This is a genomic window from Kushneria sp. Sum13, assembly GCF_052692355.1.
In genome coordinates this window covers 3030575-3042682 of the sequence record NZ_CP199847.1, presented here as the reverse complement: position 1 = coordinate 3042682, position 12108 = coordinate 3030575, and the positions used below count along the sequence as shown (strand labels likewise).

Here is a 12108-nt window from a genome sequence, read left to right as displayed (position 1 = left end):
GGCAGCGCCCGTCCAGTGGTGTGACGGCATCGTGCCGTACTCCCTGCATGCAGAAAAGCGAAAATACTCAGCGCCATGATTCGAAAAAATCGAATCAAGACGTTAGGAGTAGGTGGTATGGAAATACTGGCGGACAGCCGCGGTAAACATGCTGTCCTTCAGAGAGATACATCAGAGAGGTATATCAGCGCGAGGCAAGCTGGCGGACGGTGTCGCCGGTCAAAAGGCGCCTGGCGCCCAGATAGTGGCGCTGCCAGTAGTCGCCGGAAAGCGAGCTGACGCGAATGTTTTCGCCGGTTCGAGGGGCCTGAACGAACTGGCCATCGCCTAGATAGACACCGACATGATCGGCGGCGCTGGCGGCCTTGATGCGGAAAAAGACCAGATCACCGCGTTTGAGCGAATCCAGAGCGACCGGAGTGGACTTTGACCAGTGATACATGCCGTTGGCCGTACGCGGCAGATCCCCGGAGAGAAGATCACGAAAGGCGTAATAGATCAGACCGCTGCAGTCAAAGCCTGCCTGAGGAGTCGTGCCGCCCCAGAGGTATGGCCGCCCGACCTGATCCATGACGGTGTCCATGGCGCGCGCCATGGCCATTTCACCGGGCCGGTCGATCTCTTCGTTGAAGGCGTATTTCTTGTAGTTGAAGTTATCCACACCCGCAGCGATGGCCTGTGTCGATCGCCCGGGGGCAATCGAGCGGCCCTGAGCCGCAGCCTTTTTAAGCTGGGTTTCGGACAGCCCCAGCTGGCGGGCGCGGGCCTGCTCGCGCTTGCGTTTGGCGCGCAGTTCGCTGGCCGTGCCATGCTCGGGCTGCAGCAGCTGTCGAGCCTGCACCGGTTCAACGGCGCCGGGCAAACAGGGGCTCAGCAGCAGGATCAACAGCAGACCCAGCGCCCCCTGGCGGGCCGCTCGGCGTGAGAAGTCTGGATGTGGCATGTGGGTGCTCATCGGGTCGGTATCGTGTCAGGGCATGGGCCGGCGCCACAGCGCGCGGCAATCTGACAAATCACGGCAGGGGCATTGATAACATCCCGAGGGGGTGCCGGGACATGATCAATGCGCGCATTCTAACGTTGAGTGCACCACATCGCGACCCATATAAGCCGAGTTATAGAGGCCAGAAGAGTCCCATGCTTACGTGGTTGCACTTAAAAACGCCGCGTCAGACGATCAATACGGCCGTTTCGAGCATTTTCTGAAGTGGCTGGTGGGAGGAAGACGGCATGCCGCGCATGAATGCCATCAGCGCCTCGATCGTTTTAACCGACCATCATGAGTTCAACGAACCGCTGATGCTGATTCCGGGCTCATACGAAAAGTTCATGCCCCGCATTGGTGAGACGCCGGGCACGGAGCACCTATGCAGGAGACAGGGGCAGGAAAAAAGCGGCAGGGTGCCATCGTGCTTTGCCGCTTTTTCATGGCTATGGTTTTGTTATGTCTGTAATAAAGCGTAATTTGCATCAATAATCATGCATGGATCTTCAAAAGGAACAGGTCATGGCCTTCCAGCCCGGTTTCACCGATGGACGCACGCTTGCCGAGCCCCTGGGCAAGATTGTCTGCGTGGGTCGCAACTACGCCGCCCATGCCAGAGAGCTCAACAACGAAGTCCCGACCGCGCCGCTTTTGTTTATCAAGCCGGCTTCCAGCGCCACCCCCATGAAAGAGCGCATTCGGGTGCCGCGTCATCTCGGCGAAGTACATTTTGAAACCGAGGTGGCACTTTTGATAGGGCACCGACTGTGCCGTGCGCGGCCGGAAGAGGTGTTGCCGGCCATCGTTGGCGTGGGGCTGGCACTGGATCTGACCCTGCGTGATGTGCAGTCAAGGCTCAAGGACAAGGGACACCCGTGGGAGCGGGCCAAGGGTTTTGATGGTGCCTGCCCGATCAGCGAGTTCGTGCCCTATGATGCACAGGGCATGAACCTTGATGATCTGCGCTTTAGCCTGACCATCGACGGTGAGCGTCGCCAGACCGGGCATACGGCCCTGATGCTGTTCAAGGCGGTCGAGCTGATTGTCGAGATATCGCGCTCGTTTACGCTTGAACCCGGGGATGTGATCCTGACTGGCACCCCGGAAGGGGTCGGCGCGCTGCCCGAGGGTGCACGACTGGCCCTGTCGCTGGACGGGCATTTCGAGATCACGGCCCGCAGCTGATTTCATGCTGAAGCAGGCTGAGCGTATACTCGAAACCCTGTGCCGGGCCTGACACCCGGCCGCGCTATCCGCGCAGTGTGTGTGGCCCGCTTTCGAAGATCCGAAAGCCCTGCGGCGACACGCTTCTGTCGAGGTTCAGACATGCTCGTCACGGGCGGTATTGCTGCCCTGCGGGTCTGATATCGACAGCGCTTTCGTTGGTTCCGGGCATTGCGCCCCTGCGGGATGGGCCGGGACCTGTTCGTATTCATTACCATCAAAAGTGATCAGATCATGAGCCAGGAAGACCGGCCGGATAGCCCCTCCACTGCACCGCTTGCCAACGAGCGGGCGCATGCCCGTCGCCATTCATCGCTGGTGGTTGACGGCCCCGGCAAGGCCGCCAGCCGCGCCATGCTGCGCGCCGTGGGTTTCAGTGATGAGGATTTCAAAAAGCCTCAGGTCGGGATCGCCTCGACCTGGAGTCGCGTCACGCCCTGCAACAGCCACATCAATGTGCTGGCGGACGCCGCCAGTGACGGCGCCGATGAGGCCGGTGGCAAGGGCGTGGTGTTCAACACCATTACCATCAGTGACGGCATCGCCAACGGCACCGAGGGCATGAAGTATTCGATGATCTCGCGCGAGGTCATTGCCGATTCCATCGAGACCGTGGCCGGCTGTGAAGGCTTTGACGGCGTGGTCGCCATTGGTGGCTGCGACAAGAACATGCCCGGCTGCATGATGGGGCTGGCCCGTCTGGACCGTCCCGGTATTTTCGTTTACGGCGGCACCATTTTGCCGGGTGAAGGCCATACCGATATCGTTTCGGTCTTTGAAGCGATGGGTGCCCACTCCCAGGGCAACATGGACCTCATCGACGTCAAGCGCATCGAAGAGACCGCGATCCCCGGACCGGGCTCGTGCGGTGGCATGTATACCGCCAACACCATGGCCTCCGCCATCGAGGCACTCGGCATGAGCCTGCCGAACTCCTCGGCGCAAAACGCCGTCTCCCAGACCAAGCAGGACGACAGCCGCGAAGCGGGCGCTGCCGTGCTCAAGCTGCTCGAGCTCGACATCAAGCCGTCCGACATCATGACGCGCAAGGCGTTCGAAAACGCCGTGACCGTGGTCATCAGCCTGGGCGGTTCCACCAATGCGGTGCTCCACCTGATCGCGATTGCCAACACCATCGGCGTGGAATTGACGCTGGATGACTTCACCGAGATCGGCAAGCGCGTGCCGGTGGTGGCGGATCTGCGTCCCAGCGGTCATTACATGATGAGCGAACTGGTCGCCATCGGCGGCATTCAGCCGCTGATGAAGATTCTGCTTGATGCAGGGCTGCTGCACGGCGACTGCCTGACCGTGACCGGCAACACGCTGGCCGAGAACCTTGCCGATGTGGCGCCCTATCCGGAAGGCCAGAGCATCATCAAGCCGCTGGACAACCCCATCAAGGCGTCCAGCCACCTGCGCGTGCTTTACGGCAATCTGGCGCCGGAAGGCTCGGTTGCCAAGATCACCGGTAAGGAAGGCACCCGCTTTACCGGTACGGCGCGCGTGTTCAATTCCGAAGAGGAAGCGCAGGCGCGCATCAACGACCTGACCGTGGTCGCCGGCGACGTGCTGGTGATTCGCTACGAAGGCCCGCGCGGCGGTCCGGGCATGCGCGAAATGCTCACGCCCACGTCGGCCATCATGGGTCGCGGTCTTGGGGACAAGGTGGCGCTGATTACCGACGGGCGCTTCTCCGGCGGCAGCCACGGCTTTGTGGTGGGTCACATCACGCCGGAAGCCTTTAACGGCGGGCCGATCGCGCTGGTTGAGGACGGTGACGAGATCACCATCGATGCCGAAAACGACGTCATGACCCTGCACATCGATGACGCCGAGATGACCCGTCGCCGCCAGGCCTGGCAGCGTCCGAAGCCGCGCTATACACGCGGTGCGATGGCCAAGTATGCCCGCACGGTCAGTTCGGCCTCGCTCGGCGCCCTGACCGATCTGCCGGAGGCAACCGACGATCTGAACTGATCATTGGCCTTCCCCTGCATGACAACGCCCCGGCCATGGCCGGGGCGTTTTTTGGTGCCGGGGACTGACGCTCAGAGCGCCAGCGGCTGCGTCTTTTCGGCAAGCCAGGCGCGGGTCTCATCATCGAGCGTGGGCGACAGGCGCTCAAACACCGTGCGGTGATAGTCATCCAGCCAGGTCATTTCGTCTTCACGCAGCAGCGCGGGCTCGATCAGGCGAGTATCTATGGGGCACAGGGTGAGCGTCTCGAACTCGAGGAAAGCGTCGCCATCCAGGGTGTCAACGTCTGTCACGAGACGATTGGCCACCAGGTTTTCGATGCGAATGCCCCACTGGTTCGGCCGGTAGAGACCCGGCTCGATCGAGGTGATCATGCCCTCGCGCATGGCGGTCTGCGGTGTGGGCAGCGCGCCGCGCGAGATCACCTGCGGGCCTTCATGGACGTTGAGGAAATAGCCCACCCCGTGGCCGGTGCCGTGACCGTAGTCAAGGCCTGCCTCCCATAGCGGTGCCCGGGCGATGGCGTCCAGCCGCGGCGCTTCGATGCCTTCGGGGAAGCGGGTACGTGACAGCGCCATCATGCCCTTGAGCACGCGGGTATAGTCGGCCCTTTGAGCCGGTGTTGGCTCGCCCACCGGGATGACCCGGGTGATATCGGTGGTGCCGTCGAGATACTGGGCCCCGGAGTCGATCAATAAAAGTCCCTGACCCTCAATGCTGGCATGCGCCGCCTCGGTGGCGCGGTAGTGCGGCAGCGCCCCATTGGCGCTGAAGCCGGCAATGGTGGGAAAACTGCGCGAGATGAAGTGCTTCTCCCGCGTGCGCTCGGCCGTCAGGCGGGCGTCGATGGTCAGCTCGGTGATCGACTCCCCGCGTTCCAGCGTCGCCTCGAGCCAGCAGAGAAGCCGGCACAGGGCGGCGCCATCACGCGTCATGGCCGAGCGGATATGGTCGATTTCTGCCTCGCTCTTGCAGGCCTTGGCAAGCGTGGTCGGCTGAAAGGCCTCCACGAGCGTGACCTGCCCGGGCAGGGCCTGAACCAGTGACAGCGTCACCCGTGCCGGGTCGATCAGAAGCCGCGTGCTTTCGGGCAGACGGGTCAGGGCGTCGAGGGCCTCGGCATAGTCATGCAGAAAGACGCCATCATCGGCCAGCGCCTCGCGAAGTACCGCAGAGACCTTGTCCTGATCGATGAACAGCCGAACATGATGCGTATCGACCAGCGCGTGGGCCAGAAACACCGGGTTGTAGTCCACGTCGCTGCCGCGCAGATTGAAAAGCCAGGCGATGTCATCCAGCGTCGAGATCAGGTGCGCATCGGCGCCGGCCTCATTCATGGCCTGACGCAGCTGTGCCAGACGATCAGGGCGGGTCTGGCCGGTGAAGGCAGCGTCATGGGGCTCCACCGGTGCCTGCGGCAGGGCCGGGCGATCGAGCCAGATCTCCTCGAGCAGGTCCCGGTCACTTTTAATCGTGACGCTCTCGCCCAGCCGCGCGGTGAAGGCGCGATGGGCCGCCAGCGGCAGCACGGCACCATCAAGCCCCAGGGTAATGGCGCCCGTGTGGTTGACGTCGAGCCAGTCGATCGGTGCCAGAATCTGCTGGCCCTGGGCCACCTTCATCATCTCGATGCCGCTGCCGGAGAGCTCCTTGTCGGCCTGTACCCAGTAGCGACTGTCGACCCAGAGCCCGGCAAAATCATGGGTGACCAGCAGCGTACCGACCGAACCGGTAAAGCCGGTCAGCCACTCGCGACCCTGCCAGTGGCCGGGCAGATATTCCGACAGGTGCGGGTCAGAGGAGGGCACCAGCCAGGCATCAATGCCGTGCGTCGTCATGGCCTGGCGCAGGGCGTCGATGCGCTGTGAAGGAGTGTTGACTGGAGCGGTCATGGCAAAGTCTCCGAGGTGCCTGATTCAGCGGTGCGGCTGTGGGCCAGCAGGCGGCGGATGGGTTTGATCAATATCATGAGTATGACCGCCCCGATCAACAGCGCCAGTGCGCAGCGGCCGAAAAGTTCAGGCAGTTGGGTGACATGTTCGGGGCTGACATGGCCACCGATCAGCCCGGCGACCAGATTACCCAGCGCCGAGGCGGCAAACCAGATCCCCATGATCTGGCCACGCATGGACATCGGCGCCAGCTCCGTCATGGTCGAAAGCCCGACCGGGCTCAGGCAGAGCTCGCCCAGGGTGAGCAGCAAAAGACTGGCTACGATCCACAGCGGCGAGACCAGACCGGCACCGTCAACGACCTGCCAGGCGGCCATTACCATCAGACCAAAGCCGGCTGCCGCGAAAACGAGTCCGGCGCCGAACTTGGCAACGCTTGACGGCTCAAAACCGCGTCGTGCCATGGCCGGCCACAGCCAGCCAAACAGCGGTGCCAGCACAATGATGAACAGCGGATTGAGCGACTGGAACCAGAGCACCGGAATGTCAAAGCCCATGATCTGACGGTTGGTGTAATCCGAGGCAAACAGGTTATAGGAGGTAGGCTGCTGCTCGAAGGAAGCCCAGAACAGGGCCGCGGCCATGAACAGAATCAGACAAACAATGACACGGGCCTGTTCGTGCCGGTTGAGGCCGTTGAAAAACATCAGATAGATGAACCAGCCCAGCACGCACAGCCCTACCACATAGCTCATGGCGGTGGCGATGGCGACCGGGTTGAAGGTAATGACGCCGGCCAGACCGAGCGCAGTCAACAGCGCCACCAGCAGCAGACAGATCGTCACGCCGATACCAACATGGCGGCGCTGATTGACCGGCGCATCCCAGCTCGATTCGCGACCGTGTGCCCGGTCAAAGCGTTGCATGGCCGGAACGGCGGTGAGCCGGAAGATGATCAGCGCGAGCAGCATGCCGAGACCGCCGGCGCCAAAGCCCCAGTGCCAGCCAATGTTTTCCATGGCAAACCCGGTCACCAGCGGAGCGATCAGCCCGCCCAGATTGATGCCCATGTAGAAAATCGAGAAACCGCCGTCACGGCGGGCATCGCCCTCTTTATAGAGGGTGCCGACCATGACCGAGATACAGGTCTTGAAGATCCCCGAGCCCAGCACGAGCAGAATCAGCCCGATATAGAACATCGGTGTGCCCCAGAGCGCCGACAATGCGATGGACAGATGACCCAGCGCAATCAGAATCGAGCCATACCAGACCGCGCGACGCTGGCCCAGCCAGTTGTCGGCCAGCCAGCCGCCCGGCAGCGTGCTCAGATAAATCATGCCGCCAAAGATGCCCACAATGGCAGCGGCGGTATCGCGGGGAATGCCCAGCCCACCGTCGGCAAGCGCTGCCGCCATGTAGAGCACCAGCAGCGGGCGAATGCCATAAAACGAGAAACGCTCCCACATTTCAGTGAAAAAGAGCGGCCCCAGCGGGCGAGGGTGGCCAAAAAAGCCGCGTTCAGAGGAAGTTGCCATGACAGTATCCAGCAGATAAGACCCGGAATCGAAGCGGCCGGTGAGGCCTGTGATAAACGTCGTGCACCATACGAGCCGCCATCGCCGGGTGCAAACCATCATTGGTGTGAGCGCCTGACGCCAGCGAATCATTTGCCATGTTCGAAAGCCCTGAAAGAATTGTCGGGTAAGTTGGCGAGAGTGTTCCTACACTCAACAGGAAGCCAACCTTCAGGGATGAATCATGAAAGTACACAAGGGTATGTGGTGTGCCGGCGCTTTGGCGCTGGCGATGAGCGGCTTTGGTCAGGTGGCGCAGGCAGGGTCTGTGGAAGAGTCTGCCGATGTGCCTCAGGCCGACCGCGAACTGGTCAACAAGTGCCATGAAGCGGCCATGAACAGCAAGGACAAGGATACCTTCGAAAGTTCCCAGCTTCTGATGGAACAGCAAAACGCCGGTGATTATGAAAAGGGCGAAGAGCTCCTTCTTCACATCAATATGCTGGGCCACGGTACCACCATCTACAACGTCAGCTGCAACGTGGATGAGCAGGGCAACGTGACCTACGAAGATTTTCAAAAGGCGGGCACGCCGGCAGGTTCCACACGCTGATCAACGTTTCGAATATCCAGCAGAAAGGCCCCATTCGGGGCCTTTCTGCTGTCAGGACCTTTTGCCAAAGGAGGGGGACATGGCGCTCTCGCTGTGTGAGCAGACGCTTTTTTCCATCGACACGCCCATCGGCGTGATCAGTGATACGCACGGGTTGTTGCGCGATGACGCCCTGAAGGCGCTTGAGGGCTGCGCATTGATTCTGCATCTGGGCGATGTCGGTAACCGAGGGATTCTTGAACAGTTGGCCGGTCTGGCCCCGCTGGTCGCCGTGCGCGGCAACATCGACCGGGAAACGTGGTGTGAGGCGCTGCCGGTGCATCGCGATATCGTGGTGAACGGCTGGCAGCTGCACCTGGTGCATGACATTGCCGATGCCAATGCTGCAATGACCTGTGACGCCGTGTTGTTCGGCCACTCACACAAGCCGCGTCAGCAGTGGGTCGAGGAGAGCTTCGGGAAACGGCGGCTTTACTTTAACCCGGGAAGTGCCGGCAAGCGTCGCTTCAAGCTGCCCATTACGGCCGGCAGGCTTGATGCCCGAAAGGACAGTCTGTGCAGTGGCGTGATGCATTTCGTACTGGAGGGCTGATGCCCGGCACTTGCCGGGCATCAGGGTCGGTTGCAGGAGCGGACCGCGTTACATCGGCGGGACGGTGCCGTCCAGGCCGACAATCACGACCTTCGCCTGTACGGGCGAGGCGGACAGGTCACCGGCCACAAAGACCGCTTCACCCTTTTTGATGTCGTCCATGGTGGCTTTCTGAACGGCCACGACCGGCACATCACGCGGGACCATGATCTGCTTTTTGCCGTCACCGTAATCCACGGTCAGGGTCATCATGTTCTGATCAGCACTTTTTGATTCGCTGACGGTGCCGTTGGTCATGCTTGAGCCGCCGCCGGCGCCGCCCATCTTGCCCTCACCGGCCTTGCTAACGGTGCCATTGGTCATGCTTGAGCCACCACCGCTGCCGCCCATCTTGCTATCACCTGCCTTGCTGACGGTGCCATTGGTCATGGTCGAGCCGTCACCGGCGCCGCCCATTTTCCCACCACCCATCTGCTCGCCGCCGGCGCTGTCATGGCCACGCGGCATGTCCCAGGGGTAGTCGCCTTCGCCGGTGCCTTTCATCGATTCAGGAAAGACCACCACTTCCAGTGCTTTTGAAGGCTGGCCATTCTCACCCGGCGCATTGGCGGTGCCGATAAAGGTACCTTCCTTGATCTCGTCAAGGCTTGACGGCGTAACGCCTGCCACGCGCGTCTGATCATTGAGGATCACTTCATGCGTGTCGCCGCCATTGGTGGACGTCACGGTAAAACCGTGATCGCTGACCGCGCTGATGGTGCCACGCAGGTGCCGGGGCGTTTCACTGTGACTGTCGGCCGCCAGCGCCGTGCCGGTGGAAAGGGTGCAGGCCATTGCAATGGCCGAGGCCAGCAGAGTGGGACGGGCGGTTCGAAACGACAGCATGGCGAATATCCTTTTCGGGAAAAAAGACACCAGGCAACGTCATGCGCTGCCTGACTGCTCTCAGTTCAGCCTGGTGTGGCCTTTTGTCAAATCGAGTCGTCTCATGTAGCGACCAAAGCCGCATCCGTAACATGACTTCCGATTGCTTTGTTCTTCATCGGACAGAACGCTAGATACCGGCATACCAGGTATAGCCACGATCCTCCCAGTAGCCCCCCTTGCCACCCTGAAGGTCATCGAAATGTTCGACCAGCGTGATGCCCTTGAGATACTTGGCCATCTTGTAGCCGAGCTGTCGCTCCACGCGCAGGCGCAGCGGCGCGCCGTTGCCCACGGGCAGCGGTTCATCGTTGAGCGAATGGGCCAGCAGGGTCTGGGGGTGGAAAGCCTCAACCATGTCGATGCTTTCGTAATAATCGTGCTCGCCGTCGAGCTGATCCATGCAGTGAAACACGACGTAGCGGGCCGAGGCGTGTACGCCTGCCTGCTCCAGAATGTCGCCCAGCACCGGTCCTGACCATTGTCCGATGGCGCTCCAGCCTTCCACGCAGTCGTGGCGGGTGATCTGGGTACGCGAGGGCATCCCGCGAAGCGTTTCAAGCGAGAGTTCCAGCGGCGTGCGCACCAGCCCGCCGACCGTAAGACGCCAGTCAGCGAAGTCGTTGGCGGCCAGCTGTCGATACAGCGCGGTCTGTGGGTCCACCGTGCCGTTGGGCCGAAAGACCGGCGAGATCATCGAGGCCGGATACTCCACGGCCAGCGATTCGCGCCCGGCCAGCAGTCGCTGCGTTCTGAGGTTGAGCGTCTCGGCGCTGTCAAGAAGGCTGATCACGGCATCATTTTCCGACAGCCGGTCGCAGCCGACCAGCCCCAGAGCTGCCGCCCCCAGCAGCGTACGCTGCAGCAGGGCGCGGCGACTAAAGGAAAACTCTGGTGGCGGGCGACGGCTCATGACGGTGACTCCGGATCAGAAGACGAGGACGAACGCGGCACGCGGCCGGTGATCATGCCGCGAAGCTGGCGCAGGGGGTTGGAGAGCAGCACCATCGCCACGTGAACCACGGCAAACAGCACCAGTGAAAAGGCCGTGATGAAATGAATCGAACGCGCACTCTGGCGCCCGCCGAACAGGTCCAGCAGCCAGGGTGCGGCGGCATTGATGGTGGGCGACATGCAAAGACCGGTCACGATCATCAGCGGCAGCGCCAGAAAGACCACGCTCAGGTAGCTGAGCTTCTGCAGGCTGTTGTACTTGCCCGCATGATCATGAAAACGCAGCTTCGCATGGTTGATGATGTCTCGGCCGAGCCCGCGCCAGTCACGGCCATCCAGCCAGAAATTGCGTCGGAAATGGCCACTCAATAGTGCGTAAAGGGCAAAGAGCGCCCCGCTGATGGCAAACAGCCAGGCAAAGAAGAAATGCCACAGCCGACCCATGCTCAGAAACTGATAGCTCGGCAGGGTTGCCCAGCCGGGAAAGCCCCGCACACTACCGTCCGAGTATCCCAGAATGCCGGTGGTCGTGAACTGCCAGGGGCCCAGCGCGGTCATGCCGTTGATACTGCCATCGGCGGCCCGCATGGCGTACATCTCAAGCCAGGGGGCATCAAAGTCGGAGGCACTGCCCCAGTACAGCGCGGGGTGGGCATTGAAAATCTGCAGGCCGCTGAGCAGCAGCACGATCAAACACCAGAGATTGATCCAGTGCCAGACACGTACCGGCAGGCGATGGCGCAGGCGTTGCGTGATGTTTTGATTGGAAGAACGTCCGGGCATGCCAATATCCCGCAGAACAGGGTAGTTAGTGGAGTATGGGCCTGCATTGACGTTTTCTGCCAGTCATCCTGTCTGCGTCACACTCAACAGCAGAACGGGGCAGGTAAGGGCGTGCAGAAGACGCTGGTCAGAAACCGCGTTGTACAAGGGCAGGGAAGCGCCGAGAAGCAAGACGGCTCTGGACTCGAAGGGGCAGTTCTGAACTCGAAGGGTCATACTGGCCAGAGCGTTGGTCAGCGCATCGATCAAAAAAAGTAGCGCCCACCTGGGTGGACGCGACATGAAACATTACCGGTCGGGATTGCCGGACTGGCTGGGGGTACCGGCGCGCCAGGCCATGGAAGAAATAAAGGAAGACGAGCCGCTGATCAGGGCCTCGGTGACACCGCTTTCGGTACACCACGTCTGGCTGTCGGCCATGCCCAGACGGGCACTGGTCGTGCGGATGGACTGGCTGTCATTGTCGATGTAGATACACTCCAGTGGTGTATCCCGCGGCGGTGCCTGCTCTGACATCAGCGTGTAGCCGCCCTTGCGTACGACGTCGCGATAGTTGCTGACAATACCTTCCATGGTACTACTCCTTGAAACATGACTCGGGTTTTGCAGACCGGATCGCCTTCATTGGCAATTACGGTTATATGCCA

Annotated in this window: 12 protein-coding genes; 5 read left to right on the top strand and 7 right to left on the bottom strand. The window is 61.3% G+C overall.

Translation table 11 applies throughout. The features are described 5' to 3' along the window. Positions 1 to 184 precede the first annotated feature (184 nt). Complete coding sequence (locus ACUN8C_RS14065; protein WP_445619788.1) at positions 185 to 943, bottom strand: C40 family peptidase; 759 nt, start codon at positions 941 to 943, stop codon at positions 185 to 187. Between the two features lie 287 nt (positions 944 to 1230). Between ACUN8C_RS14065 and ACUN8C_RS14060 the strand changes: the two genes are divergently transcribed. The 3 genes from ACUN8C_RS14060 to ilvD all read left to right on the top strand — a co-directional run bounded on the left by ACUN8C_RS14060 (position 1231) and on the right by ilvD (position 4189). Further along, entirely contained in the window at positions 1231 to 1464 is a 234-nt protein-coding gene (locus tag ACUN8C_RS14060; RefSeq protein ID WP_445619787.1) for a hypothetical protein, read from the top strand. A gap of 43 nt (positions 1465 to 1507) precedes the next feature. After that, positions 1508 to 2170, top strand: coding sequence for a fumarylacetoacetate hydrolase family protein (locus ACUN8C_RS14055; protein ID WP_445619786.1), 663 nt, complete (start codon positions 1508 to 1510; stop codon positions 2168 to 2170). A gap of 273 nt (positions 2171 to 2443) precedes the next feature. After that, positions 2444 to 4189 carry a dihydroxy-acid dehydratase gene (gene ilvD / locus ACUN8C_RS14050; protein WP_445619785.1) on the top strand — a complete coding sequence of 582 codons (1746 nt, stop codon included), beginning with the start codon at positions 2444 to 2446 and terminating at the stop codon, positions 4187 to 4189. A gap of 71 nt (positions 4190 to 4260) precedes the next feature. Here ilvD and ACUN8C_RS14045 read toward each other — a convergent pair whose 3' ends face one another. Together ACUN8C_RS14045 and ACUN8C_RS14040 are read right to left on the bottom strand one after the other, a co-directional pair. Next, positions 4261 to 6081 (bottom strand): aminopeptidase P family protein, encoded by a 1821-nt coding sequence (locus tag ACUN8C_RS14045; protein ID WP_445619784.1) that lies wholly within the window; start codon positions 6079 to 6081, stop codon positions 4261 to 4263. Further along, positions 6078 to 7616 carry a peptide MFS transporter gene (locus ACUN8C_RS14040; protein WP_445619783.1) on the bottom strand — a complete coding sequence of 513 codons (1539 nt, stop codon included), beginning with the start codon at positions 7614 to 7616 and terminating at the stop codon, positions 6078 to 6080. The genes ACUN8C_RS14045 and ACUN8C_RS14040 overlap by 4 nt, the downstream gene beginning before the upstream one ends. A gap of 223 nt (positions 7617 to 7839) precedes the next feature. On the opposite strand from ACUN8C_RS14040, the gene ACUN8C_RS14035 reads away from it, so the two are divergent. Continuing rightward, on the top strand, positions 7840 to 8208 hold the full coding sequence (locus ACUN8C_RS14035) for a hypothetical protein (protein WP_133240989.1): 369 nt from the start codon (positions 7840 to 7842) through the stop codon (positions 8206 to 8208). Positions 8209 to 8287: 79 nt separating this feature from the next. Next, complete coding sequence (locus ACUN8C_RS14030; protein ID WP_445619782.1) at positions 8288 to 8800, top strand: metallophosphoesterase family protein; 513 nt, start codon at positions 8288 to 8290, stop codon at positions 8798 to 8800. Between the two features lie 48 nt (positions 8801 to 8848). On the opposite strand, the gene ACUN8C_RS14025 is transcribed toward ACUN8C_RS14030, so the two are convergent. The 4 genes from ACUN8C_RS14025 to ACUN8C_RS14010 all read right to left on the bottom strand — a co-directional run bounded on the left by ACUN8C_RS14025 (position 8849) and on the right by ACUN8C_RS14010 (position 12034). Then, complete coding sequence (locus tag ACUN8C_RS14025) at positions 8849 to 9685, bottom strand: hypothetical protein (RefSeq protein ID WP_445619781.1); 837 nt, start codon at positions 9683 to 9685, stop codon at positions 8849 to 8851. A 169-nt stretch (positions 9686 to 9854) separates the two neighbouring features. Further along, positions 9855 to 10637, bottom strand: a complete 783-nt coding sequence (locus ACUN8C_RS14020) for a molybdopterin-binding protein (RefSeq protein WP_445619780.1) — start codon at positions 10635 to 10637, stop codon at positions 9855 to 9857. Further along, positions 10634 to 11461, bottom strand: coding sequence for a cytochrome b/b6 domain-containing protein (locus ACUN8C_RS14015; RefSeq protein ID WP_445619779.1), 828 nt, complete (start codon positions 11459 to 11461; stop codon positions 10634 to 10636). The genes ACUN8C_RS14020 and ACUN8C_RS14015 overlap by 4 nt, the downstream gene beginning before the upstream one ends. A gap of 288 nt (positions 11462 to 11749) precedes the next feature. Next, on the bottom strand, positions 11750 to 12034 hold the full coding sequence (locus ACUN8C_RS14010; RefSeq protein WP_445619778.1) for a hypothetical protein: 285 nt from the start codon (positions 12032 to 12034) through the stop codon (positions 11750 to 11752). Positions 12035 to 12108 lie beyond the last annotated feature (74 nt).